This is a genomic window from Nonomuraea sp. NPDC050404 (assembly GCF_040655495.1).
In the GTDB taxonomy this organism is placed as follows: Bacteria; Actinomycetota; Actinomycetes; order Streptosporangiales; family Streptosporangiaceae; genus Nonomuraea.
Map to the genome: position 1 here is coordinate 431,040 of NZ_JBFAKB010000003.1, position 25,156 is coordinate 456,195.

23 protein-coding genes are annotated in these 25,156 nt (G+C 70.4%); 10 read left to right on the forward strand and 13 right to left on the reverse strand.

Annotation, left to right across the window (positions count from 1 at the left end; genetic code table 11):
- Positions 1-4: 4 nt before the first annotated feature.
- Together AB0I81_RS10490 and hisC are read left to right on the forward strand one after the other, a co-directional pair.
- Positions 5-1,738 (forward strand): serine/threonine-protein kinase, encoded by a 1,734-nt coding sequence (locus tag AB0I81_RS10490; protein WP_360653298.1) that lies wholly within the window; start codon positions 5-7, stop codon positions 1,736-1,738.
- 58 nt (positions 1,739-1,796) lie between these two features.
- On the forward strand, positions 1,797-2,855 hold the full coding sequence (hisC, locus tag AB0I81_RS10495) for a histidinol-phosphate transaminase (RefSeq protein WP_360653300.1): 1,059 nt from the start codon (positions 1,797-1,799) through the stop codon (positions 2,853-2,855).
- Between the two features lie 7 nt (positions 2,856-2,862).
- Here the strand turns inward: hisC and AB0I81_RS10500 are convergent, their stop codons facing one another.
- Positions 2,863-3,780 (reverse strand): SDR family oxidoreductase, encoded by a 918-nt coding sequence (locus AB0I81_RS10500; protein WP_360653303.1) that lies wholly within the window; start codon positions 3,778-3,780, stop codon positions 2,863-2,865.
- A gap of 89 nt (positions 3,781-3,869) precedes the next feature.
- Here AB0I81_RS10500 and AB0I81_RS10505 point away from each other — a divergent pair, with 89 nt between their 5' ends.
- Positions 3,870-4,475, forward strand: a complete 606-nt coding sequence (locus AB0I81_RS10505) for a helix-turn-helix domain-containing protein (protein ID WP_360653306.1) — start codon at positions 3,870-3,872, stop codon at positions 4,473-4,475.
- 49 nt (positions 4,476-4,524) lie between these two features.
- On the opposite strand, the gene AB0I81_RS10510 is transcribed toward AB0I81_RS10505, so the two are convergent.
- Together AB0I81_RS10510 and AB0I81_RS10515 are read right to left on the reverse strand one after the other, a co-directional pair.
- Positions 4,525-5,403: a lytic polysaccharide monooxygenase gene (locus AB0I81_RS10510; protein WP_360653309.1), complete on the reverse strand. Its 879-nt coding sequence runs from the start codon at positions 5,401-5,403 to the stop codon at positions 4,525-4,527.
- 57 nt (positions 5,404-5,460) lie between these two features.
- Positions 5,461-6,462, reverse strand: coding sequence for an EamA family transporter (locus AB0I81_RS10515; protein ID WP_360653312.1), 1,002 nt, complete (start codon positions 6,460-6,462; stop codon positions 5,461-5,463).
- Between the two features lie 162 nt (positions 6,463-6,624).
- Here AB0I81_RS10515 and AB0I81_RS10520 point away from each other — a divergent pair, with 162 nt between their 5' ends.
- A complete protein-coding gene (locus tag AB0I81_RS10520; RefSeq protein WP_360653315.1) occupies positions 6,625-7,044 on the forward strand; it encodes a rhodanese-like domain-containing protein in 420 nt (139 codons plus the stop codon).
- A gap of 425 nt (positions 7,045-7,469) precedes the next feature.
- Here the strand turns inward: AB0I81_RS10520 and AB0I81_RS10525 are convergent, their stop codons facing one another.
- From AB0I81_RS10525 to purD, 4 genes are all read right to left on the reverse strand, one after another.
- Complete coding sequence (locus tag AB0I81_RS10525; protein WP_360653317.1) at positions 7,470-8,759, reverse strand: GTP cyclohydrolase IIa; 1,290 nt, start codon at positions 8,757-8,759, stop codon at positions 7,470-7,472.
- A 201-nt stretch (positions 8,760-8,960) separates the two neighbouring features.
- On the reverse strand, positions 8,961-10,226 hold the full coding sequence (gene murA, locus AB0I81_RS10530; protein ID WP_360653320.1) for a UDP-N-acetylglucosamine 1-carboxyvinyltransferase: 1,266 nt from the start codon (positions 10,224-10,226) through the stop codon (positions 8,961-8,963).
- 77 nt (positions 10,227-10,303) lie between these two features.
- Entirely contained in the window at positions 10,304-11,140 is an 837-nt protein-coding gene (locus AB0I81_RS10535) for a phosphoribosylaminoimidazolesuccinocarboxamide synthase (RefSeq protein ID WP_360653323.1), read from the reverse strand.
- A complete protein-coding gene (gene purD / locus AB0I81_RS10540; RefSeq protein ID WP_360653326.1) occupies positions 11,137-12,351 on the reverse strand; it encodes a phosphoribosylamine--glycine ligase in 1,215 nt (404 codons plus the stop codon). Before purD ends, AB0I81_RS10535 begins: the two co-directional genes overlap by 4 nt.
- 459 nt (positions 12,352-12,810) lie before the next feature.
- On the opposite strand from purD, the gene corA reads away from it, so the two are divergent.
- Positions 12,811-13,818 (forward strand): magnesium/cobalt transporter CorA, encoded by a 1,008-nt coding sequence (gene corA, locus AB0I81_RS10545; protein WP_360653329.1) that lies wholly within the window; start codon positions 12,811-12,813, stop codon positions 13,816-13,818.
- Between the two features lie 14 nt (positions 13,819-13,832).
- Here corA and AB0I81_RS10550 read toward each other — a convergent pair whose 3' ends face one another.
- Positions 13,833-14,783, reverse strand: coding sequence for a glycerophosphodiester phosphodiesterase family protein (locus AB0I81_RS10550; RefSeq protein ID WP_360653332.1), 951 nt, complete (start codon positions 14,781-14,783; stop codon positions 13,833-13,835).
- A gap of 176 nt (positions 14,784-14,959) precedes the next feature.
- Between AB0I81_RS10550 and AB0I81_RS10555 the strand changes: the two genes are divergently transcribed.
- Positions 14,960-15,496, forward strand: coding sequence for a GNAT family N-acetyltransferase (locus AB0I81_RS10555; protein WP_360653335.1), 537 nt, complete (start codon positions 14,960-14,962; stop codon positions 15,494-15,496).
- 65 nt (positions 15,497-15,561) lie between these two features.
- On the opposite strand, the gene AB0I81_RS10560 is transcribed toward AB0I81_RS10555, so the two are convergent.
- From AB0I81_RS10560 to fbaA, 3 genes are all read right to left on the reverse strand, one after another.
- Positions 15,562-16,845 (reverse strand): adenylosuccinate synthase, encoded by a 1,284-nt coding sequence (locus AB0I81_RS10560; protein WP_360653338.1) that lies wholly within the window; start codon positions 16,843-16,845, stop codon positions 15,562-15,564.
- Positions 16,846-16,944: 99 nt separating this feature from the next.
- Positions 16,945-17,355: a DUF3151 domain-containing protein gene (locus tag AB0I81_RS10565; protein WP_360653341.1), complete on the reverse strand. Its 411-nt coding sequence runs from the start codon at positions 17,353-17,355 to the stop codon at positions 16,945-16,947.
- Between the two features lie 68 nt (positions 17,356-17,423).
- Positions 17,424-18,446 (reverse strand): class II fructose-bisphosphate aldolase, encoded by a 1,023-nt coding sequence (gene fbaA / locus AB0I81_RS10570; protein ID WP_360653345.1) that lies wholly within the window; start codon positions 18,444-18,446, stop codon positions 17,424-17,426.
- A gap of 128 nt (positions 18,447-18,574) precedes the next feature.
- On the opposite strand from fbaA, the gene AB0I81_RS10575 reads away from it, so the two are divergent.
- Together AB0I81_RS10575 and AB0I81_RS10580 are read left to right on the forward strand one after the other, a co-directional pair.
- On the forward strand, positions 18,575-19,288 hold the full coding sequence (locus tag AB0I81_RS10575; RefSeq protein ID WP_360653348.1) for a VTT domain-containing protein: 714 nt from the start codon (positions 18,575-18,577) through the stop codon (positions 19,286-19,288).
- Between the two features lie 240 nt (positions 19,289-19,528).
- Positions 19,529-19,978, forward strand: a complete 450-nt coding sequence (locus tag AB0I81_RS10580) for a hypothetical protein (protein ID WP_360653351.1) — start codon at positions 19,529-19,531, stop codon at positions 19,976-19,978.
- Between the two features lie 116 nt (positions 19,979-20,094).
- Here the strand turns inward: AB0I81_RS10580 and AB0I81_RS10585 are convergent, their stop codons facing one another.
- Positions 20,095-20,628 carry an orotate phosphoribosyltransferase gene (locus tag AB0I81_RS10585; RefSeq protein WP_360653354.1) on the reverse strand — a complete coding sequence of 178 codons (534 nt, stop codon included), beginning with the start codon at positions 20,626-20,628 and terminating at the stop codon, positions 20,095-20,097.
- Positions 20,625-21,320 carry a hypothetical protein gene (locus AB0I81_RS10590; protein WP_360653357.1) on the reverse strand — a complete coding sequence of 232 codons (696 nt, stop codon included), beginning with the start codon at positions 21,318-21,320 and terminating at the stop codon, positions 20,625-20,627. Before AB0I81_RS10590 ends, AB0I81_RS10585 begins: the two co-directional genes overlap by 4 nt.
- 108 nt (positions 21,321-21,428) lie before the next feature.
- Between AB0I81_RS10590 and AB0I81_RS10595 the strand changes: the two genes are divergently transcribed.
- Together AB0I81_RS10595 and AB0I81_RS10600 are read left to right on the forward strand one after the other, a co-directional pair.
- On the forward strand, positions 21,429-23,774 hold the full coding sequence (locus tag AB0I81_RS10595) for a sigma-70 family RNA polymerase sigma factor (RefSeq protein ID WP_360653360.1): 2,346 nt from the start codon (positions 21,429-21,431) through the stop codon (positions 23,772-23,774).
- A 180-nt stretch (positions 23,775-23,954) separates the two neighbouring features.
- Entirely contained in the window at positions 23,955-25,154 is a 1,200-nt protein-coding gene (locus tag AB0I81_RS10600; RefSeq protein WP_360653909.1) for an NYN domain-containing protein, read from the forward strand.
- Positions 25,155-25,156 lie beyond the last annotated feature (2 nt).

Consider the following 25,156-nt stretch of genomic DNA (forward strand, 5'->3'; position numbering starts at 1 on the left):
TACGGTGACCCTACTCGCGGGCCGCTACCGTCTGCTCTCTGAGCTGGGCAAGGGCGGGATGGGCACGGTCTGGCGGGCGGCCGACGAGCTGCTCCGGCAGGAGGTCGCGGTCAAGGAGGTACGGTTCCCGCCGGACCTCGGCGAGGCGGAGCGCGCCGAGCTGGCCGACCGTACGCTGCGCGAGGCGCGGGCCGCGGCGGCGCTGCGCGGGCAGCCGTCCATCGTGACCGTGCACGACGTGGTGCTCGACGACGGGCGGCCGTGGATCGTCATGGAGCTCGTACGCGGCCGTTCCCTCGACCGGGTCGTACGCCAGGACGGCCCGCTGCCCCCGCGCCGGGTCGCCGAGATCGGCCTGCGGATGATCGAGGCGTTGTCGGCCGCGCACGCGTCGGGCATCCTGCACCGCGACGTCAAGCCCGCGAACGTCATGCTCACCGACGACGGCCGGGTTCTGCTGGCCGACTTCGGCATCGCGACCATCGCCGGCGACGTCGCGCTGACCCAGACCGGGCTGCTGAGCGGCTCGCCCGGCTACATCGCGCCCGAGCGGCTGCGCGGTGAGACCGACGGTCCGCCCGCCGACCTGTGGTCGCTGGGCGCGACGCTCTTCACGGCGGTGGAGGGCTCCCCGCCGTTCGCCCGCCACAACGAGGCCGCCGTCCTGGCGGCCGTGCTGATGCAGGAGCCCGCGCCCTTCCGGCTGGCGGGACCGCTCGGGCCGGTCCTGGCCGCCATCCTGGACAAGGATCCGGTACGCCGCTGCTCCCCGGCGGAGGCGACCGCCCAGCTGACGGCCGTGGCCCAGGGCGGCCAGGGCGGCCAGGGCGGCCAGGGCAGGGGCCATGCCGCCGGGGCTCCGGACGGTCGCATGACCGGAATCCAGGGCCATCACGCACCCGGGACCCAGGGCCATCACGCGCCTGGGGTTCAGGGTGATCGGGCGACCGGACCCGATCGCCCGCCCGGGCCCCAGAACGATCGCCCGACCGGGCTCCAGAGTGATCGTCCGACCGGGCCTCAGGGTGGTCGCATGGGGCTGCCGGGTGACGGCCGGGAGCCGGCCACGCAGGGCAGCCGGCGGCCGCGCCGACGCCGCGTGAACATCATCATCGGCGCCGCCCTGGCCCTGGTCCTGACGGCGACGGCGGGCATCGTGATCGTGCCGCAGCTCTTCCCCAACTTCATCCGCCTCATCGGCTACGTGCTGGCACCCCGCAGCACCTTCACCCCATCCCCTGTCATCAACACCACACCGAAGCCGACGAAGACGCAGACACCCCTGGTCGGCGAGTTCGACGCCTGCGACCTGCTGACCAACGCGCAGGTCCGCTCGTTGTTCGGCCGGTCGATGAAGCGCCAGTGGGTGGCGGAGTCGAGCTGCCGCTGGAGCGGCGACGCCTTGGAGTCGCTGTCCATCATGGCGATCCGGGGGCCGAGCGAGTCGCTCACGTCCATGGTGCACAAGCAGACCTTGAAGTTCATGCGGGACGAGCCGAAGCGCAATCCGGGCACCAAGACCCGCAACGGACCGGCCGTCGGCGAACAAGCGTTCAGCCACACCGGCGAGTCGGGCTTCGCCTGGCAGGGGGCCAAGCTCTACAGCACCAAGGTCGCGTTCGTGGTGGCGAACGTCTCGGTGACGGTCACCGTGCAGAACAGGAAGAAGGGGTACGGCACCGCTGACCAGGCCGCCAAGCTGATCGAGACGGCCCTCGGCAAACGCAGGCAAGACTGATACACATCCGGACCGGGAGCCCACAAGGACCGGCTGAAGTCTCATCTAAAGTGATGCCATGCCTCGTTTCCGCCAGATCCTGGACACCATGGCCGCCTACAAACCGGGCAAGGCGGTCGCCGGGCCCGAAGGGCGCTCGTACAAGCTGTCCTCCAACGAATCCCCCTACGACCCGCTCCCGTCCGTGGTCGAGGCCATCGCCGAGGGCGCGCGGCAGGTCAACCGCTACCCCGACCCCGCCTCGACCGAGCTGACCGACGCGATCGCGCGGCGCTTCGGCGTGCCGGCCGAGCACATCGCGCTCGGCGCCGGGTCCGTGACGGTGGCGCAGCAGCTCTTCGAGACGGTCGGGGAGCCGGGGGTTGAGGTGGTGTACGCGTGGCGGTCGTTCGAGGCGTACCCGCTGCTCGCGGACCTGGCCGGGGTGAAGTCCGTGATGGTGCCGCTGGCGGGTGAGGACCACGACCTGGACGCCATGGCCGAGGCGATCACCGACAGGACCCGCATGGTGTTCGTGTGCAACCCGAACAACCCCACGGGCACCGCCATCCGCAGGGCCGAGCTGGAGGCGTTCCTCGACCGGGTGCCCGAGGACGTGCTGGTGGTGCTGGACGAGGCCTACCGCGAGTACATCCGCGACGAGAACGTCCCCGACGGCCTGACCATCTACCGCCACCGCCCGAACGTCGCCGTCCTGCGCACCTTCTCCAAGGCGTACGGGCTGGCGGGCCTGCGCGTCGGCTACCTGATCGCGCCCGAGCCGGTGGCCACCGCCGTGCGTAAGACGACGATCCCGTTCGCCGTCAACCACCTCGCCCAGATCGCGGCCATCGCCTCGCTGGAGGCCGAGGACGAGCTGACGGAGCGGGTGGAGCGGGTGGTCAAGGAGCGCACGCGTGTCCGCGAGGCGCTGCTCGCGCAGGGCTGGACGGTGCCGCCCACCGAGGCGAACTTCGTCTGGCTCCGCCTCGGCGAGCGCACCCCCGACTTCGCCGCCGCCTGCGCCGTGGAGGGTGTGGCGGTGCGGCCGTACGGCATGGAGGGTGTACGCGTGTCGATCGGCTCACCCGAGGCGAACGACGCGTTCCTGGCCGCGGCCAAGGAGTTCCCCCGCTGAGGAGCTGTCAGCCCCGGGCGAAGTAGTGGTCGAGGCCGAGGTCGTCGATGAGACCGGGATGGGCCGGCCGCCAGCCCAGGAGCTCCTGGGTGCGCGCGCTGGAGGTCGGGTTGTCGATGCCGACGACGGGCGCGAGGAAGCCGAAGTGCTCCGCGGCCTTGTCGGACGGGATGGCGGCGGCGGGGACGCCGAGCCGGCGGCCGACGGTTTCCGCGATCAGCCGGAACGGCACGCCCTCGTCGCCCACGGCGTGCAGCCGCGTCCCGGCGGGCGCCTGCTCCAGGGCCAGGCGGTACATCCGGGCGGCGTCCAGGGTGTGCACGGCGGGCCAGCGGTTGGCGCCCTCGCCCAGGTAACCGGACACGCCGGCGGCCCTGGCGGTGGCGACGACGATCGTGAGGAAGCCGTTGTGGTCCAGCGCGCTGTGCACGGTCACGGGGAGCCGGATGACCGAGGACCTGATGCCGCGCTCGGCGAGGTCGATGGCCGCCTGCTCGGACTCGGCCCTGGCCTGGAATCCGGGGCCCGGGGGCACCGCGTCGTCCTCGGTGCCGAGGTGCCCCGGCGCGATTGAGGACAGCCCGGTGCCCGTGGTGCCGACGAAGGGCTTTCCTGTCCCGTCGAGCGCCTCGCCGAACGCCCGCAGCGCCGCCAGGTCGGCCTCGATGGCGCCGGTGTAGTCCCCGGCGAGCATGGCCTCGTGCTTGAACCCGAGGTGGATGACCCCGTCGGCGGCGGACGCGGCCTCGCGCAGGCCGTCCAGATCGTCCAGGTCGCCGAGCCTGGGGTGGGCGCCGAGAGTCTTCAGGGTGGTGGCCGACGCCTCGGAGCGCGCCAGGCCGACGACCTCGTGGCCGGCGGACAGAAGTTCGGGTACGACGGCCGAGCCGATGTGGCCGCTTGCTCCCGTGACGAAAACACGCATGTCAGAGCCTCCTGGCTCTTGATGATGGGACTTGGTCTCATCACCGTAGCACGTGATGGGACCGAGTCTCATCACGTAAACTGCCGGGTATGGGTCGATGGGAACCGAACGCGCGCGAGCGCCTGGAACGCGCGGCGCTCGAACTGTTCCTCCAGCGCGGTTACGAGAGCACCACCGCGGCGGAGATCGCCGAGCGGGCCGGGCTCGCGAAGAGCACGTTCTTCCGGCACTTCGCCGACAAGCGGGAGGTGCTGTTCCACGGCCAGGGGGCGCTCAACACCACCTTCGCCGACGCGGTCATCGGTGCTCCGGACTCGGCGACGCCGATCGAGGCCATCGGTGCGGTGCTGGACGCCGCGGCTACGATCTTCGGTCCAGAACGGCACGAGCTGGCACGGGCGCGCCAGGATGTCATCGACGGCCACGACGACCTGCGTGAACGCGAGTTGCTGAAGCTCGCCGCCCTCACCGGGGCCATCACGGACGCGCTGCGCGCCCGCGGCGTGCCCGACCCCACCGCCACCATCGCCGCCGAGTTCGGCCTCCTCGCCTTCCGCAACGCCTTCGTGCGCTGGGCCGATCCGGCCAACGAGCGGGAGTTCGGCGCCATCGCGCATCAGGAACTCGACACACTGCGGGCCGCGACCGCCGCACTCGCCGACGGCAGCGTGCGACTGGGTGATAAAGACCTTTGAGGCGGGCGTGCGGCTGGGTGATAAAGACCTCTGAGGCGGGCGTCCCGACCTATCGGTGGCGTCCGCGACTGGCGCGGGTGGTGAGGCGCAGGGCGGCGAGCCCGGCGACGCCGAGGACTCCCGCGAGCACGACCGCGCCGCCGACCAGCCAGCTCCGATCACCGGTCACGGAACTCTGTCGCGTCACCGACGCGGGCCGGGCGGGCGGCGCGGGCTGCCCGGACGACGAGGACGACCCGGACGACGCGGAGGCGGCGGCACGTGTGAAGACCACGTCCGAGCAGGAGTAGTAGGTGTCCGGAGTGTCGGAGTTCTGCCAGATCGTGTAGATGAGATGGCGGCCGGTCCGATTGGGGAGCCGCCCCTCGAAGGTGTACGAACCGTCGGTCAGCTTCGGATCGGTGACCTTGAGAAACGGCCGGCGCTCCAGATCCGACCACCTCAGCGGCGAGGACGGATCGTACCCCTTCCGCGTGACGTACAGCCGGAAGGTGCCCCGATGCGGAATGGTCCCGCGGTACTTGAAGGCGAAACGAGCCTTAGCCCGCAGCGTGGTCGCGGGCCAGTCGGCACGGGCGAGATCGAGGCCCTTGAAGGCGGCCAGACCACCGCTGCACAACGCGCCGTCCCTGATCACCGTACGATCACGTCCGGCCACGTAGGAAACCCGCAGATCGTCCCACCTGGCCGGCAGCGCACCGGCACTCGCCCGGACCGCGGCACGGCAGGCCACGGAACGAACAGCCTTGCGCGGACCTTCGGCGCCACAGGCGGCGGCCCGGCTGAGCGGGCTCTCCAGCCCGCCGTGCGCACCGGCGGGCCGCGCCGTCATCAGCCCCGCCGGCACGATCGCCAGCACCGTGAGCATCACCGTCATGACCACAGACGGCAGCAAGGTGACGATCACGAACCCGACCCGGTGCCACATGCGACAGACCTCCCGCCCTCGTCCCACGGGAAGGTACGGACTCCGGCCACCCCGGGTTCAGCGCGAGGCGCTGTCCTCGGCGGGGACGGGGGCCGCGGCCTCGGCTGGAGCGGCGGCCTCAGTCGGGGCGGTGATCTCGGCGGCGACGGGCGCCACGGGTTTCGCGCGCCGCTCCGTGGACACCACCAGGGCGACGCCGATCAGGATCACCAGACCGCCGAGCAGGATCTGCGCCGTGATGTGCTCGTTCACCACCAGCACACCCAGCAGCACGGCCACGACCGGGTTGACGTAGGCGTACGTCGAAACCAGCGAGATCCGCGCGTTGCCCAGCAGCCACGTGTAGGCGGTGAACCCGACCAGCGACCCCACCAGCACCAGATACGCCAGCGCCAGCCAAGAACGCCCCGACACGGCCGCCAGGTCGAGCCGCTCCCCGAACGAGGTGCCGACCACCGCCAGCCCCATGCCGCCCGCCAGCATCTCGATCGCGCTGGCCGCCCACACGCTGGACGGCATCGGGATCCGCGCCGACAGGAACGAGCCGATCGACCACGACAACGACGCCACCAGGATCACCACGATGCCGGTCGTACCGCCGGACGCGCCGCCGCCCAGCGACAGGGCCGCCACCCCGCAGAACCCGACCAGCACCCCGGCCAGCGTGAGCAGCGCGGGCCGGTCCCTGACCGCGAACCTGAAGACCACCAGCCACAGCGGCACCGACGCCACGAGCAGCGCGGCCAGGCCGCTGGAGATGTGCTGCTCGGCGACGGCGACCATGCCGTTGCCGCCGGTCAGCAGCAACAGCCCGACCAGCGCCGCGCCGCCGAACTGGCGCAGCGACATCCGGAACGGCGCCAGGCCCTTCCTGATCACCAGGAAGCCGGCGAGCAGCAGGGCGGCGGTCACGAAGCGGAGCGAGCCGTGCAACATCGGCGGCATCGTCTCGATGGCGATCTTGATGCCGAGGTACGTCGAGCCCCACACCACGTAGACGATCCCCAGTGCGCCCCAGACCATCAATGTGGGGCGATCGTCAGTAGCGTTTGCACTCATGACTCGTGACCATACAGGGCGTCTCCGACAAAAGCCTGCGAGTTTCAGACTTCGGACTATGGCGGGATATTAGCGCTAGGCGGCCTTCCTGCCACTGTCACTCGTACCTGGGCATTTGCGAGGATCCTCGCATCCAGCCCGCGCAGAGAAGGAGCCGCAGAGATGCCCCAATCCGCCGCCGTCGCCCACTTCGCCGCCCGCCTGACCTTCGAGACCGACGTCTCCGACGTGGCCGCCGACTTCCCCGGCCTGTTCGTCGTGGACTCGCGCAGCAGGGAGAGCTGGGACCAGGGCCACATCCAGGGCGCGGTACACCTGCCGACCAGGGAGATCGCGGCGAGGGCCGCCACGACGGTGCCCGGGGACGCCACCGTCGTCGTGTACTGCTGGGGTCCCGGTTGCAACGGCGCCACCCGCGCCGCCCTGGAGTTCGCCAAGCTCGGCTACCGGGTCAAGGAGATGATCGGCGGCTTCGAGTACTGGGCCAGGGAGGGCCTGCCGGTCGAGACCGCCGGCGGCGTCACCCGCCGCCCGCCGGACGCGCTCACGGCGCCGGTGTCCGGCATCGCCTGCGCCTGCTAGACCCCGCCGACGCCGCAAGCGCTCTTAGCGCCCCCACAGCCCCGCACAGCGGCCTTCCAGGCTTCCCGGGGGACACAACGGCGGGATGAAGGAGCCGAAACACGTGCAAGTGCTACCACGTGAGCGGCCGGCTGCTCGAATGCGCGTGGAAGGCTCGCGAATCGTTCACAAGAACGGGAGATCCCGGCGGAGAGCCCGCATGAGAAGAATTTGGTGCCCCCGTCCGAATCCCGTCGATCGGGGGCGTCGAAGAACATACCCCCATCTACACGGGCCAACCAATAAGTTCACAAGAGTCAAGCCGCAAGTTCGCGAACCTGACACCATCCGTCAATGCGCAGGGCATGCGTAGGGGCGGACCCACCGTTTCGCATCCGGCGGGCCCGCTCCTCCAGCGTGGCTCAGCTCAGCCAGAGCTGAGCGGCTCAGCGCGGCCCGAGCTTCTCCACGATCAGCCGGTAGAGCTGTCGTGGCCGCCCGGGCTGCGGCGTACGGTTCGGCGGAAGCGGCCACGCGAGTCCCTCGTCAACCAACGTGCGCAGCAATCGCCGGGCGGTACGAGGTGTCACCCCGAGCATCTTGCCCGCGCCTTCGGCGTCGACGACGGTGTCGCCACCTTCGAGCTTGGCCGCCAGCCTGGCCAGCACCTCCACCCCTTTGGGCTTCAGCGCCGTCGACCCGGTCGGCGGCATTCGCGGGGCCGGGATGAGCGCCCTGCCCTCGCGGTCCACAGCGAACCCCTGTGCCTGTTTGCCGGCCTGGGTACGGGCCAGCGCGGCCCTGGCGTGCGACTCGGCGTCATGCGTCGTACGCCCCATACCCACGCCGACCTCGACCGCCAGCCCCAACTCGTCCCTGATCCTGGCCGCGAACGGCAACACCCTGAACCCGTCCGTGGCCGCGGCGATCGAGCCCCTGGTGGCGGTCACCAGGTAGCTGTGATCGTCGATGGGCCAGACGGTGGCGTTGATCCGGTTCGCCTCCTGGACCAGGAGTCGGTGCAGCGACAACCGCAACTCATCGCGCCAGTAGCGGGGCGCGGCGCGGCGCACGGGTTCGCGCAGCGTCGGCACCTCCACCAGTACGACGGTGAGCTGCGACTCCTCCAGCCGATGGTGCGCACCGAGCAGCGCCGCGGTGTGCAGCGCCGTGCGTACCGCCGCGGAGGTCGGCCGGATCCTGATGACCGGGACGCCCGCGGCGTGCAGGCGTTCGGCCACCGCGGGCAGGCATGTGAGCGCTCCCGTGGTCGCGCCCTGACGGGCCAGGCGTTCGTGGTAGGCCGCGATCGTGCCGGTGGCTCCCGGCTCGTCGCGGCTGTGCACGTCCGCGGCGGGGATGCCGAGGTCGGTGTACGCCTCCTCGACATCGGCCCTGCTGACCACGTCGATGCTGACCCGCTGTGGATCCATGCGGGGGTCCAGCGCCGCCTTGGCCAGCGCCGCCACCAATGCTGCTCCGCCGAGTTGCACGTACGTCGCGGGCATCGTCAGCACGCCTGATCGCCTGGCCAGGTCATAAGGGACCGGGCTGGCGAACAGGCACGCGTCGACACCGGGACCGAGCCTCGTCACCTTGTCGGGCGCCTCCTGTTCGTCGCGGTATGCGGCCGCGACCAGGCGACACGGCAATGGTGCCGCGGCGTGTCCCATCAGCATGACTCGCTCGACCAGGTCGTGTGGTCCGACCACGCCGATGGTGAGGTCCGGTGTCATAGCGCCCGGGCGTGACACTCGGGGAGTTTCTTCGGCCCTCTCGACCAATGTTCGTCCCATCCTGCTGTCCGTTGCAGTGCTCTCTTTTGGAACGATCGCTCGCGGGGGCCATAATGTCACGCCCGACTTTTCCGGAAAGTCGTTCTGGTTGACCGCCCAACAAGATGTTTTAGCAGCTCAACGCGGTATTTCTCGCGCTTTTTAGTGCTCGGAAATCTCTCGTGTAATGTCCGCGCCGAGCGCGCGCATTCGCGCCGCGAGATGCGCGTGGCCGCGATCGATCAGGTAACCCGAGTCGATCAGGGTCTCTCCTTCGGCCGCCAGGGCGGCCAGGACGAGCGCGATCCCGGAACGCAGATCGTGGGCCGTCACCTCGGTGCCGGTCAGTGGCGTGCGGCCGCGTACGACCGCCCTGCTGCCCTCGACCTTCACGTTCGCGCCCATCTTGTTCAGCTCGCCGGCCAGCGCGAAACGGCCGTCGAAGATGCGCTCGTGAATGTAGCTGGTGCCCTCGGCCAGCGCCGCGACGGTCATCATCGGCGACTGCAGGTCGGTGGCGAAGCCGGGGTAGGTGTCGGTGATGATGTTGATCGGGCGCAGCGGGCCCTCGCGCCGCACGTGCAGCACGGCGCCCTGGCGGTGGAACTCCACGCCCATCTGCTCCAGCTTGTAGCGCACGACCCCCAGGTCGAGGCCGGTGCCCACGAGGCTGACCTCGCCGCCGGTGAGCGCCGCGGCCATCGCGAAGACGCCCGCGTCGAGCCGGTCGGGCATCACGGTGTGCTCGACCGCGTGCAACTCCTCGACGCCCTGCACGGTGATGAACCCGGTGCCGCCGCCGCTGATCCGCGCGCCCATTTTGGTGAGCATGTCGATGACGTCGAGCACCTCGGGCTCAAGGGCCGCGTTCTCGATCACGGTGGTGCCCTTGGCCAGGGCGGCGGCCATGATGAGGTTCTCGGTGCCGGTGTGCGACGGGGTGTCGAGATAGAGGGTGGCGCCGGTCAGTCCTGACGCCTTGACGTGGATGACCGTCTCGCCCTCGTCCACGATCGCGCCCAGCCGCTTGTAGCCGAGATAGTGGAAGTCGAGGTTGCGGCTGCCGAGGTTGCAGCCGCCGACCCCCTCGACGATCGCCTCGCCGAGGCGGTGCAGCAGCGCGGGGGTGAACAACACGGAGCCGCGGAACCGCCTGGCGATCTCGGCGGGCAGTACGGGGCTGTTCACCCTGGAGGCGTCGATGACCAGCGTGCGCTCGGACTCGTGCAGCTCGACGTACGCCCCGATGGCCTCCGCCAGCTCTACCGCGCGGCGGACGTCCTCGATGATCGGCACGTTGCGCAGGACGGTACGGCCCTTCGGGGCGAGCAGAGCCGCGCCGATCATGGGGAGCACGGCGTTTTTCGCGCCCTGGATGAACGCGGTTCCACGCAGTGCGTTGCCACCGCGCACGCGGTAACGGACCATTCGTGCGGCTCCTTGAAATCAACGGTGAGGCTCGATCGGGCCAACAGTAGTCGCTCACACCACATGACCCAGCCGAATCATCCGCTAAAGGAAGACCCCGTGACGCGCTCATACGCTTCTAGGTATCGCTGCCTGGTGCGTTCGACGATGTGGTCGGGAAGCCGGGGTGGGGCGGTTCCTGAGGATTTGTCCCATCCGGATTCGGGCGATAGTAGCCAATCGCGTACAAATTGCTTGTCAAAAGAAGGCTGAGAACGGCCCGGTTTCCATTCATCGGCGGGCCAGAATCGCGACGAGTCGGGGGTCAGCACCTCATCACCCAGCGTGAGAACGCCGTCGGCGTCCCAGCCCAGCTCGATCTTGGTGTCGGCCAGGATGATGCCCCGCTCGCGGGCGATCTCCGCGCCGCGCGTGTAGACATCGAGCGTGATCCGCCGCAGTCGCGCCGCGACCTCCGCGCCCACCTCCGCCTCGACCTGCTCGTAGGTGATCGGCTCGTCGTGCTGCCCGACCGGCGCCTTGCTGGACGGCGTGAAGATCGGCTCGGGCAGCCGCGACCCGTCCTCCAGCCCCGGCGGCAGCGGCACGCCGGACACCGCGCCGCCGGCCCGGTAGTCGTTCAGCCCGCTGCCCGCCAGGTAGCCCCTGGCCACGCATTCGACCGGCACCATCTTCAGCGGCCTGCACAACACGCTGCGCGAGTCGTCGCCCGGACCCACGAGGTGGTTGGGCACGATCTCCTTGAGCTGGTCGAACCACCACAACGACATCTGCGTGAGAATGGCCCCCTTGTCGGGGATCGCCGGCTCCAGGATGTGGTCGAAGGCCGACATCCGGTCCGAGGCGACCATGAGCAGCAGGCCGTCGCCGGTCTCGTAGAGGTCGCGTACCTTGCCGGAGTGCACGTGCTTCATCGGGCGATGTCCGTCCTGTGGTGGGAGCCGCGCATCTCGATCCTGCCGACGAGGTCGTAGGCCGCCTGCCGCGCGCTCTCCTGGTCGGAGCCGTGGCCGACGACGCTGAGCACCCGGCCGCCGGCGGAGACGACGTCCTCGCCCCGCCACTTCGTACCGGCGTGCAGGACGTAGGCGTTCTCCGTCTCCCGGAGCCCGGTGATCACGTCGCCGTTGACCGGCTTGGCCGGGTAGTTCTCGGAGGCGATCACCACGGTCACCGCGGAGCCGCCCTTGAACACCGGGTCCAGCCCCAGCTCACCGGTCGCGCACGCCATCAGCAGCCCGCCCAGCGGCGTCTCCAGCCGGTCGAGGATCACCTGCGTCTCCGGGTCGCCGAAGCGCGCGTTGAACTCGATGACCTTCGGCCCCTTCGAGGTCAGCGCCAGGCCCACGTAGAGCACGCCCTGGAAGGGCAGCCCGCGCCTGGCCAGCTCCCCGATCGTGGGGTGCACGACCTCCCGCATGACCTGCTCGGTCAGCCCGTCGGGCGCCCACGGCAGCGGCGTGTAGGCGCCCATGCCGCCGGTGTTGGGGCCCTGGTCGCCGTCGCCGGCCCGCTTGAAGTCCTGCGCGAGTTGCAGCGGCACGGCCGTGCTCCCGTCGCACAACGCGAACAGCGACACCTCGGGGCCGTCGAGGAACTCCTCGATCACCACCCGCTCGCACGCCAGCGCGTGGGCCAGCGCCTCGTCCACGTCCTCGGTGACGACGACGCCCTTGCCGGCCGCCAGCCCGTCGTCCTTGACCACGTACGGGGTCCCGAACTCGGCCAGCGCCGCCGCGGCCTCGGCCTCGGTGACGCAGGTCCGCGAACGCGCCGTTGGCACGTCGGCGGCCTTCATGATCTCCTTGGCGAACGCCTTGGAGCCCTCGATCATGGCCGCCTCGCTGGACGGCCCGAAACAGGCGAAGCCCGCCTCGCGCACCGCGTCGCTCACCCCCGCCACGAGCGGCGCCTCGGGGCCGATCACCACGAGATCGACCCGCAGCCGCGCGGCCAGCTCGGCCACCTGCCCCGGGTCGAGGGGATTGACGGGATGTACGGTCGCGACCTGCTCGATGCCAGGGTTGCCTGGCGCACAGTGGAGCTCGCTGACCTGGGGATCGAGCTTGAGCGAACGGCACAGGGCGTGCTCACGCCCTCCGGATCCAATGACTAGAACGCGCACGGTCACCATTGTCGCAGGCCCGCCGTCTGAGACATGCGCAGGTCGCCAGGACATCAAATGCCGGAATAGGCGGCGAACTTTGTCGGGTTCTACGTGAGCCGGGGTCCGCGGGGCGAGTATCGTCGGTTGGGTTGAACCGCCTGTGGTAAGTTAAGGCGGCTTTGCGGCGTCTCTTGTGATTGGAGGTGGTCCGGGATGAATCCTGGTGATCCCAGCAGTACGTGCTCACTCACGTACGGCCTGCATACCCCCGACCACTCCAATTCGGCAGCCTGATCGTGCCTCCACGCAATCCGTGTTGATTGAGGTGACTTCATCGCGCGTGGAGTGTCCCTGGTCGGGCGGAAAGGGACTGCCATGCGCTCGTCCACCCTTTTCCGTCGCAGCAACCGACACCCTCTGCCCTCGCGCGCTCCGCACCCGCTGACGAAGCCGGTGCACGAGGAGTGTGTGCCCCCGGTGGACTCGCTGGTCGAGTTCGGCGGGTACGTACAGGGGAAGAAGGTCCCCGCCACCACCATCATCGAGGCGCTCGACATCGTACGCGCGCACAACAGGATCGCCGACGGCGCCAGCGCGTTCGTCTGGGTGGGTCTGCACGAGCCGGCCGCCCCCGAGGTGGAGTGGTTGTCGGAGGTCTTCGGCCTGCACCCGCTGGCCGTCGAGGACGCCGTCAAGGCGCACCAGCGGCCCAAGGTCGAGCGCTACGGCGACTCGCTGTTCATGGTGCTCAAGACCATCGCCTACCTCGATCACAACGAGCTGACCGCCCAGAGCGAGATCATCGCCACCGGCGAGATCATGGTGTTCCTCGGCGCGGACTTCGTGGTGACGGTGCGGCACGGCGAGCACTGCCCGCTCACCCTGGTCCGCGACCGTCTTGAGGACAAGCCCAAGCTGATGAACCGGGGCCCCGCCGGGGTGCTGCACGCCATCTCCGACCACGTGGTCGACCAGTACCTTCAGGTGGCCGACCTCATGCAGCTGGAGCTGGAGGAGGTCGAGGCGACGGTGTTCGCCGACGTCAGCTCCCGCGACATCAACCGGATCTACCAGCTCAAGCGCGAGATGCTGGAGCTGAAGCGGGCCGTCACGCCGCTGCAGGCGCCGCTGGCGGCGCTGCCCCAGCGCCGCGTGATCCCCTCGGAGATGCGCGACTACTTCCGCGACGTCGGCGACCACCTCTCGCGCGTGTGCGAGCAGGTGGAGTCCTCCAACGAGTTGTGCAGCTCGATATTGCAGGCCGCGCTGGCCCGCTCGAACGCGCTGGCCAACGAGGACATGCGCAAGATCTCCTCCTGGGTGGCCATCCTGGCCGTGCCCACGATGATCGCCGGCATCTACGGCATGAACTTCGACTTCATGCCCGAGACCAAGCAGGTCTGGGGCTATCCGGCGGTGCTGGCCGTCATGATCACGACCTGCGTGCTGCTGCATCGCGGCTTCCGCCGCAACGGCTGGCTCTGAGCTCTCAGAACAGGTCAGACGCCCACAGGACGCAGCGGGCCGATCGGCTCGGGCAGGTCGAGTCCGCGCTCGCGCCACAACTCCCGCATGCGGTCGGGGTAGTCGGTGACGATCCCGGCCACCCCCAGATCCAGCATCCTGGCCCCGAGCGCCGGGTCGTTGACGGTCCAGACCGCCACGTTGAGCCCGGCGGCGGACGCCTGCGCCATCAGCGACTCATCCACCATGATGTGCTCGGGCGAGAGCGTGGTGGCCCCGGCCTGCCGCGCCGCGTCGGGCACGTCGTCGCCGACGCCGTCGTTCCAGTGCAGCGTGTCCAGCTCGATCAGCGCGAAGCGCCGCGTGTCGGGGGCGAGGGCGGCGGCGTGGGTCAGGATGCGCCAGTCGAAGCTGAGGATGGCCACGTTGTCCAGCCGCCCGTGCCGGTCGAGCTCCTCCACGACCAGCTCGGTGAACAGCTCGGGATCGGCGCTCACCTCGGGCCGCGTGGGGTCGGACTTCAGCTCGACGTGCAGTCGTACGCCCTCCGCCTCGTAGGCGTTGACCAGCCCCAGCACCGCGCCGAGCGTCGGCATCCTGGTCTCGGGCATCGGCACCTGGGTCGGCGCGAACGGGTCGTCCGGGTGCCGGGGCAGCCGCACGCCCACGTCCAGCGTGCGCAGCTGGGCCAGGGTGAGTGAGTTGATGGGCTTGCCGACGTACGGGTAGAGCGGGTCGCCCGCGTACACCGGCCGCCGGTCGGCGCTGGTGACGGCCGAGACCGTGAGGTCGTGCGTGAGCACGAGACGCCGGTCGGCGGTGAGCGCGACGTCCAGCTCGAGCGCGTGAACGCCCAGCTCCATCGTGCGGCTCATCCCCTGCAGAGTGTTCTCCGGCCAGAGGCCACGAGCCCCTCTGTGACCATGAATCTCAACGCGCACAACCCGGACCCTACCTGGCGCGGAGCACGCCACGCGTGGTGCCACGCCGTGTCCTTTTTATCCTGCTACGCCCGGTCGTGTAGTTACGGGCAGACAATAAGCTGTTCTTTATGGCGAAGGTTCTCAGAGCTGCCCATTCCCCTACAGTTCGGGCATGGGTTGAGGGGTGGGCCATCTCCCGTCACACGCCCGGTCCCGTACGGGAACCGTGGAGCCTGCGTGTGGACGTCGGACTGCCCGGCCACGTGGCCCGGCACATCGTCGCCGCCCCGACCCCCGAGATCCTGCACGGCCTGGTCTCCTCGATCAGCACGCCCGGCACCTGGCTGAAGCTCTGCGCGCCCGTGCAGGCCGTCGCCCCGCTGCTGCCGCCGCGCTGGTCCGTCCAGGCCCCGGAGTTCATGATGACCGTCCGGCTCGCGGGGGAGGCGCCCCCGCCACCGCCCGGGTATCACCTGGCCGTCACCACCAGGGCGGGCGTCACGGCCGTCCGGCTGCTGACGGCGGCGAGGGAGGTCGCGGCGCGCGGCCAGTTCGCGGTCGCGGGCACGACGGCGGTCGTGGACAAGGTGGAGACGGCCCCCGACCACCGCCGCCGCGGCCTCGGCACGACCGTCATGACGACGATCGCGGCCACGGCGGCGTCGGTGGGGGCGCGCACGGGCGTGCTGGTGGCCACCGCCGAGGGTCAGGCGCTGTACGAGACCCTCGGCTGGACCCTGCACACCCCGATGACGGCGGCCGTCCTGACCGCCTAGCTCGGGCCAAAGCCGTCCTCACTGCCTGGCCCTGGCTCAGACGTACGCCGTCCGCGCTGCCTGGCTCAGACCAGAGAGCGGACCTGGATGGTCTGGTCGCGGCCGGGGCCGACGCCGATGGCCGAGATCGGCGCGCCGCTCATCTTCTCCAGCGTGCGCACGTAGGACTGCGCGTTCGGCGGCAGGTCCTCGAAGGACTTGGCGCCGGTGATGTCCTCCTGCCAGCCGGGGAACTCCTCGTAGATCGGCTTGGCGTGGTGGAAGTCGGTCTGCGTCATCGGGATCTCGTCGTGCCGCACGCCGTCCACCTCGTACGCCACGCACACCGGGATGCGCTCCAGGCCCGACAGCACGTCGAGCTTGGTCAGGAAGTAGTCGGTGACGCCGTTGATCCGGGTGGCGTAGCGGGCGATCACCGCGTCGAACCAGCCGCAGCGGCGGTTGCGGCCGGTCGTGACGCCGTACTCGCCGCCGGTCTTGCGCAGCCACTCGCCCATCTCGTCGGTCAGTTCGGTGGGGAACGGGCCGGAGCCGACGCGGGTCGTGTACGCCTTCAGAATGCCGATGATCTTCGTCAGGCGGTTCGGCGGGATGCCGGCCCCCGCGCACGCGCCGCCCGACGTGGGCGAGGAGGACGTGACGAACGGGTAGGTGCCGTGGTCGATGTCGAGCAGCGTGCCCTGCCCGCCCTCCAGCAGCACGAACTTCTCCTCGTCCAGCGCCTTCGACAACACCAGCGAGGTGTCGGCGATGTGCGGCTTGAGCCGCTCGGCGTAGGCGAGGTACTCCTCCAGCACCGCCGCCGGGTCGATCCCGCGCCGGTTGTAGATCTTGGTCAGCAGCTGGTTCTTCTCGGTCAGCGCGACCTCGATCTTCTTGGCCAGGATGCCGGGGTCGAGCAGGTCCTGGACCCGTACGCCCATCCGGTGGATCTTGTCGCCGTACGCGGGCCCGATGCCCCGCCCGGTGGTGCCGATCCTGGCCTGGCCCAGGTAGCGTTCCGTCACCTTGTCCAGGGCCTTGTGGTGCGGCATGATCAGGTGCGCGTTGGCGGAGATCAGCAGCCGCTCGGCGGAGATCCCCCGCGCGGCCAGGCCGTCGATCTCACCCAGCAGCACGCCGGGGTCGATCACCACGCCGTTGCCGATGACCGGCACCACCTCCGGCGACAGGATCCCCGTGGGGAGCAGGTGCAGCGCGTACTTCTGATCACCGATGACCACGGTGTGGCCCGCGTTGTTGCCACCTTGGTAGCGGACGACGTAGTCGACGTCGCCACCGAGCAGGTCGGTGGCCTTGCCCTTGCCCTCATCGCCCCACTGGGCTCCAACGAGAACGGCAGCCGGCATGGTTCAGTCTCCCGAGCACAAAACGAAAACCCCTGACGCAAGCGCGACAGGGGCTCTTGCGTAGAGAGACTACCCGAACGTGCCTATTCGTCCCAAGGGCTAGCCCTTGGTCAGCGCGTCGTAGCCGCTCTCCGTGCTGTCCTTGAGGAACTGCAGGCACCGTTCGGCCTCGTCCTTCTCCCCGATCGCCTGGGCGGCTCTGGACAGGGAGTACAGGCAGCGCAGGAAGCCCCGGTTCGGCTCATGCTCCCAGGGGATGGGGCCGTGTCCCTTCCAGCCGTTGCGGCGCAGCGCGTCGAGCCCGCGGTGGTAGCCCGTGCGGGCGAAGGCGTAGGAGGTCACGGCGTGCCCCTGGGCGAAGTACTCCTCCGCGAGAGCGGCCCAGGCCGCCGGGTGGGCGGGGAAACGGGCGGCGACGTCGGAGGCCTTGACCCCCGACTCCAGCGCCTCCCTGGCCTCGGGCAGGTCCGGCAGGTGAGTCGGGGGCGGCCCGGCAAGAAGGTTATCCATAGGACAAGTCATACCCGCCAGGCCGCTCAAGTGGCTAGGAGATCTTCCTCGCCGTGCTCTTCAAGCGGTCAGGAGATCTTCGTCCCGGCGCTCTTGAGGCTCTGGCACGCCTCGGTCACGCGGGCGGCCATGCCGGCCTCGGCGGCCTTGCCGTACGAGCGCGGGTCGTAGGTCTTCTTGTTGCCGACGTCCCCGTCCACCTTGAGCACGCCGTCGTAGTTCTTGAACATGTGCTCGGCGATCGGGCGGGTGAAGGCGTACTGAGTGTCGGTGTCGACGTTCATCTTGACGACGCCGTAGGAGATGGCCTCGTGGATCTCCTCCAGCAGCGAGCCGGAGCCGCCGTGGAAGACCAGGTCGAACGGCTTGTCCTGGCCGTACTTGGCGCCCACGGCCTCCTGGATCTCCTTCAGCACGCTCGGCCGCAGCTTGACGTGACCCGGCTTGTAGACGCCGTGCACGTTGCCGAACGTGGCGGCCAGCAGGTAGCGGCCGCGGTCGCCGACGCCCACGGCCTCGGCGGTGGCCAGCGCGTCCTCGGCCGTCGTGTACAGCTTCTCGTTCATCTCGCCGACGACGCCGTCCTCCTCGCCGCCGACCACGCCGATCTCCATCTCCATGATGATCCGCGCCCTGGCGCACTTGTCGAGGAGCTCCTTGGCGATCTCCAGGTTCTCCTCCAGCGGTACGGCGGAGCCGTCCCACATGTGTGACTGGAAGAGCGGGTCGAGGCCCTTGGCCACCCGTTCCAGGGAGATGTCGATCAACGGCCGCATGAAGCCGTCGAGCTTGTCCTTCGGACAGTGGTCGGTGTGCAGCGCCACCGTGACGGGATACTTGGCGGCCACCACCCTCGCGTACTCCGCCAGGGCCGACGCACCCGTGACCATGTCCTTGACCGTGGCCCCCGAGAGGAACTCGGCGCCACCCGTCGAGACCTGCACGATGCCGTCGCTCTCGGCCTCGGCGAAGCCGCGTAGGGCGGCGTTCAAGGTCTGGGAGGACGTCACGTTGATCGCCGGATAGGCGAATCCGCCGGACTTGGCCCGGTCGATCATCTCAGCGTAGATCTCTGGAGTCGCAATAGGCATGATTCATCTCCCTGAGAAGTTGCGGCTGCACGCCAGGGCCCAGTATCCCGGCTCCCTACCCGCTGGGGTAGAGACAACGCGTGGTTGCTCGTCATGTCCAGCATCGCCGCTGAATGTAAGCTCTCGTCGTGGACTGGCTCTGGAATCTCCTCGACCCGACGTGGTGGCTCACGATTTTGGGTGCTTTCGCGACCGTCGGCGTTCTCGCGATCATCTTCGCCGAGACGGGGTTGCTGCTCGGGTTCTTCCTGCCCGGTGACTCACTGCTGGTGGCCGCGGGGATTTTCAGCTCGGCGTCGGTGGCCACCGGAATGGGGATCGAGCCGCTGTCCTTCCCCGTGTTGTTGATCGGTACGCCGCTGTGCGCGGTCGCCGGCGCTCAACTCGGGCATTTCCTCGGGGCGCGATTCGGGCGCAAACTCTTCGACAAGCCGGATTCGCGGCTGTTCAAGAGAGATCACGTGCTGCGGGCCGAGGACTTCTTCGAGAAGTTCGGTCCCGCCAAGGCGGTGATTCTGGCCAGGTTCGTGCCGATTGTCCGGACGTTCATGAATCCCGTGGCCGGTGTTCTGGAGATGACGCCCAAGCGTTTCTTCATGTGGAACGTGGTCGGCGCCATCGTCTGGGTCGAGAGCCTCCTGCTGGTCGGCCATTTCCTCGGCGGCCAGGTCGATCCCAAGCAGATCGACCGATACATCCTGCCCGGCGTCTTCCTGATCGTCGTCATCTCGCTGATCCCGATCTTCGTCGAGGCGATCAAGCACCGCAGGGCGGCCAGGGCGGTCGCGGTGCCAGGCGGCAAGCACCACCGGCTGCCATCCAACCTGGACGTCGAGCCCTGACCGGACGCCGGAGCCGACGGTGACCACCTTGCTCTGACGGGGCGCCGGTGTCGAGGGTTGGCCGCCGGGCCCTGACGAGGCGCCGGTGTCGAGGGTGACCGCCGGGCCCTGACGAGGCGCCGGTGTCGAGGGTGACCGCCGGGCCCTGACGAGGCGCCGGTGTCGAGGGTGACCGCCGGGCCCTGACGGGGTGCCGGAGCTGACGGCGACAACGGATCACCTCGCGGTACGCTGCCCGGTGTGGGACGCCACGATTCTGATCCGATGGGGTTCGCCCGATTAGCGCTCGCCGCGCTGGCGGTGGTGGCAGTGGTGGCGCTCCTGGCAGTCGGCGGTCGCGCGCTGCTCGATCTGCTCGACTCGGCACCGGAGCGCGAGCCCGCCACCGCCACCGGCTCGGCCACCGGTCCGGGCACCGAGCTGACCTCCGCCGCCGCGCAGGAGCCCACCGTGCGCATCGAGTGCATCGCCGAGACGTGCCCCACGGTCACGGTCCGCGTGCCCGGCGGGGACGTGCTGCAGCATCGGGAGATGAGCAGGGGCGAGGAGGTCAGCTACTTCGAGCCGGAGCTGGCCGTGGTCCTCTCCGACGCGGGCACGGTCCGCGTCGTGGAGAACGGCAAGCCCAGAGCCCAGGGCGACGACGGCGCCCGCGACGCCTTCACCGTCCGCGCCCCGACCGGCGGCTGAGCCTGGAGAAGGCCGGCGCCCGCCGCGCGGAGTTCAGCGTCCGGGGTCAGGCGCGCTCAGAGCGGTCGGGCCCAGAGCAATCGGGCCCAGAGCAATCGGGCCCAGGACGGTCGGGCTCAGAGGCCGAGGTCGGTCAGGGTGTAGGCGGTGCGGTAGTCCAGGCCCTCCGCCGCCACCCGCGCCGCCGCCCCGCGATCGACGATCGTCGCCACGGCCACCACCTCGGCCCCCGCCTCCCGCAAAGCCTCGACGGCCGTCAGCGGCGAGGCGCCCGTGGTCGAGGTGTCCTCCACGGCCAGCACCCGGCGCCCCTTCACCTCGGGCCCCTCGATCCTGCGCTGCATGCCGTGCGCCTTCTGCGCCTTGCGCACCACGAACGCGTCCAGCGTGCGCCCGCGCGCCGCCGCCGCGTGCAACATCGCGATGGCCACCGGGTCGGCCCCCATGGTCAGCCCGCCCACCGCCTCGTAGTCGAGGTCGGCGGTCAGGTCGAGCATCACGCCGCCGACCAGCGGCGCGGCCACACTGTCGAGCGTGACCCGCCGCAGGTCCAGGTAGAAGTCGGCCTCCTGCCCCGAGGAGAGGGTGACCTTGCCGTGCACGATGGCCTTGTTCTTGATCTCGGCCAGCAGGTTGTCGCGATCCGTCATGGGTCCAAGCTTAGGGTCCTGATCAGCGCGAGCGCCTGCCCGTACGCCCTGGGCAGCGGGCGTACCCGGACGCGGGGGCGGTGACCGTACAGGATCTCGGAGTCCCGCAGTCGCGCGACCTTCTCCGCCAGCCGCCCGTCCATCCTGGTCATCGCCCCGACCCGCACCGGCCCGAGCAGCGCCAGCGTCTCGTCCCCGGGAAAGGCTCTGCGCAGCGCCGTGGCCAGGTTGAGCGCGGCGGCGAGCCGTTCGGGCAGTTCCTCCGGCGGCGCGGACGGCTCGGCCGCCACCAGGCACGTGCCGCGGGCCGTGCCCCGGTAGAGCTGGGCCAGCCGGGTGCGCAGGTACGCCGCCGTGACCAGCCCCGTCAGCGGGTCCTCGCAGTGCAGGTCGCCGATGGGGGCGAAGCTCTGCTCCGCCCAGCCCGAGGCGAACGAGCGCAGCGCGGCCAGCGGCGGCCCGCCCGCGCCCACCACGGCGAACAACTCCGCCAGGTCGTTCATGCCCTCGCAGATGCCCACCCCCGCGCCCGCCCGCGCCGCCCCCAGCGCCCAGCACGCCCGTGGCAGGTCGCGTCCGTCGCGTACGGCCTCGGCCACGGTCTCCACCTCCGGCGCCCACCAGTCCGCCGCGACCGACCAGCCCGCGGCCATGCTCCTGCCCCGCCAGCGTGACAGCACGTCCTCCCCCATCGCCTTCCTCCATCGCCTCTTCAGGAGTAAAGACGCGCATCCGGTTTAGTCATGACGGGGAATGCGGAATGATTGCGCGGGGCAACCCCGCGTAATCGTGAGGTCACTATGGGTGTCGAATCGCCGCAAAGCGATGCAGATCTGCTTCAGGCGGCCAGAGAGGGTAACGCTGCTGCGTACGGTGAGCTCTACGAGCGCCACGTCGCCGCGGCCCGCGCGCTCGCCCGGCAGCTCGTCAGGAGCGCCGAGGCCGAGGACGTGGTCGCGGAGTCGTTCACGAAGATCCTCGATCTGGTGGGCAGGGGCGGCGGGCCCGACTCGGGCTTCCGCACCTACCTGCTGACCGTCGTGCGGCGCACGGTCTACGACCGTTCGAGGGTCGAGAGCCGCCAGATGAGCACGGGCGAGATCGAGCTGTACGACCCGGGCGTGCCCTTCATCGACCCCGCGCTCGTCGGGCTTGAGCGGTCGCTGGTCGCCAGGGCCTACCTGTCGCTGCCCGAGCGCTGGCGGGCGGTGCTCTGGCACACCGAGGTCGAGCGGGCCAAGCCGGCGGAGGTCGCGCCGCTGCTCGGGCTGTCGGCCAACGGCGTGGCGGCGCTGGCCTACCGGGCCAGGGAGGGGTTGCGGCAGGCGTACCTGCAGATGCACCTGGGCACCCCGCCGCAGCACGACTGCCGCCCGGTGCTCGGCAAGATGGGCGCCTACGTGCGCGGCGGGCTGGCCAGGCGCGACTCCAGAGTGGTGGACGAGCACGTGGACGCCTGCGAGGAGTGCCACGGCGTGCTGCTGGAGCTGACCGACGTCAACCGCGGGCTGCGCGTCATGGTCGGCCCGCTGATCGCCGGGCCGCTCTTCGGCGGCTACGCGGTGGCGCTGGCCAAGGCGGGCGCGGGTGGCGCAGGCGCGGGCGGCGTGCTGCGGGTGTTCGGCTGGTTGCGGCGGGTTCCCAAGCAGCAGCAGGCGGCGATGGCCGGCGGCTCCGTCGTGGTGGCGGCGACCGTGGCGGCCGCGCTCCTGCTGGTCTCGGACCAGGAGCCGATCAGGATTCCGCCCGCGATCACGCCGGTCGCGCAGCCGCCCGCCACGGCGGAGCCGGCGCCCGTGCCGGTGCCGCGGCCGAGCCAGACGCCCACGCGGGTTCCCGGGCCGGTCAAGAAGGACAAGCCGGGCAAGGCGCGGCTGCGGGCCACGATCGACGCGCTCGGCGCCCTCGTACGGGCCCAGCGCGGCATCGTCGGCCTGCGCCTGCGCAACTACGGCGAGGGACCCAGCGAGGCGCTGGACGCGCAGGTGGTCCTGCCGCCGGGCGTGGCCCTCATCCCTCCGGCCGGCCGCGGCCCCGGCTTCGCGCTGCTCGACCCCGTCGGCACGGTGGACGGCTGGACCTGCCGCCCGTCGCAGGGCGGCGCCCGGTGCACGAGGGATCCGCTGCCCGCGGGCCAGGGCACGGCGGTGTTCCTGCGGGTGCTGGTCGCCGACGAGGCGCCGCAGGGCGCGGGGCCCGCCGTCCGGATCGCCGCCGGCCCGCTGCGGGTTCGGGCGCGTGCCGAGGAGGGGGTGCGCCAGGCGGGAGCGCCCGCCAGGTTCGCCACCGACGGGAAGGTGGCCGTCAGGGCGATCGGCAACACGCTGCTGAGCTGCCCCGACGAACATACGGGCTGCGCGGAGGCCAGGCGGCGGCAGGGGGCGCAGCGCGACAACGACCTGTGGCCGATGACCGCGCTCGACCAGGACAACCGCCCCGACACCGCGTCCTCCAGCGGGGCGGCGCTCGCCCTGCCGAAGGGGAGCAGAGTCGTGTGGGCCGGGCTCTACTGGTCGGCCGCGAGCGAGCAGGCGGGCCCTATCAAGATCAGGCCGCCGGGACGGCGTAAATACCTGACCGTCCGGCCCAGCGAGGTGACGATGCGCGAACTGCCGCTCGGGGTCGCCTACCAGGCGTTCGCCGACGTGAGCGACCTGGCCGGCGACGTGCGCGCGAACGGCACCTGGTGGGCGGCCGACGCCCCGATGACGGAGGGGGTCTCGCGGCATGCCGGATGGAGCCTGGTGCTGATCGTCACCGATCCGGCGGAGCCGTACAGCCAGGCCGTGGTGCTCGACACGGCGAGCGTGATCGGCGGGCAGGCGTCGCGGGTGCGGATCCCGCTCGGCGGGCTGAGCCCGGCGGCCACGCCGGCCAGGGTCGAGCTGGTCACCTGGGAGGGCGACGCCGACCTCCACGGGGACAGGGTCTCGCTCGGGTCCGGCGCGCTGGCCACCGGCGGCGGGGACCGGGACGCGGGCAACGTCTTCGACGGGTCGGCCAACGGTGTGGCGGAGATGACGTTCGGCACGGACGTCGATACGGTCAGCGCTGAGCTCGGGGTGGATCCCGGGCTGACGATCGCCACGGACAAGGACGTGGTCCTGTTCGGAGCAGCCGCGCTGAGCGTGCGGGCGCGATCGTGACCGTGACAAACTGGTACGGTCTGCCTGATCTATCTGGCGCGACGGCAAGCAGGAGCCGAACTGTCGGGATTAACCCTCGCGCGATCACCTGCTTTCATTACCCTGAGAGAGGGCCGCCGAGTCCGGTCTCTGACGGTGCAGAGCCAGCAAGGTCGGACCACCAGGAAAGGGGCGGTGTCAGTGGATCGCTGTGCGCTGTTCGTGGACGCTGGCTATCTGCTGGCTGATGGAGCGATGGCCGTGCACGGCACGCGTCATCGCGAAGCGGTCTCCTGGGATTATCCAGGGCTGCTGCAGCTGGTGAGCAGCCTGTCGCGCGAGCGCACCGGGCTGCCGCTGCTGAGGTGCTACTGGTACGAGGCGACGGTCGAGGGCCGCCGCACGCCGGAGCACGACGCGCTGGCCGACATTCCGGGCCTCAAGCTGAGGTTGTCACGCATCAGGCCGGGTCGCCGCGAAGGCGTGGACGCCCAGGTCCACCGCGACCTGATGACGCTGGCGCGCAACAACGCCATCTGCGACGCCGTGGTGGTCAGCGGCGATGAGGACCTGGCGCAGGTGGTCTGCGACGCGCAGGACCTCGGCGTCAGGGTGAGCGTCATCCACATCTCGGCCGACGGCGGCTGGGCCGTCTCGCGGTCGTTGCGGCAGGAGTGCGACGACCTGGTGGAGCTGGGGGCGATCCACCTGCGGCCGTACGTCAACCTGGTCTCCGGCGTCACCGAGTCCTCCAACGGCCATCACCAGCCGGTCAGCAACGGGCAGTCCGGACATTCGCTGCCGCCCGTGCAGCCGCCGTCCCTGCCGCCCGCCTCGTTGCCGCAGGCGTCCGGTGGCAGCCACGCGGCGCCGCCGAGCAGCCAGCCCTCCTCCAACGGCCCTCCGTCCGGGCGCGGCCAGTCCGCCTCGCCGCCGGTGTTGCCGACGTACACGAGTTACCAGCAGGAGCAGCCGCCGCCACCGCCGGCCGCGCCGATCACGGGGCCGATCCAGTCGCAGCCCCAGCCGTCCAGCCCCACCACCGGCCAGTTCTCCACGCCGTCCAGCGGCGCCTACCAGCCCTCGCAGCTCGGCCCGTACACCGGCCCGCAGGCCGCGCCCGTCACCCCGCCGTCCGCCGCCACGGCCGGAGCCACCACCCTGGCCGACGCCGTCAAGGCCGCCCACCGCGAGGGGCACGACTTCGGCGACTCGGTGGCCAGGGACGCGCCCGCGCTGTGGCTGGAGGCGGTGCTGGCGCGCAAGCCGCGCATGCCGTCCGACCTGGAGGCGCGGCTGCTGCAGGGCTCGTCGTTGCCGATCGACTTCCTGCTGCACGACGAGGTACGGCACGCGCTGCGGCGCGGCTTCTGGGACGCCTTGGAACGCGCCCGCCACTGACC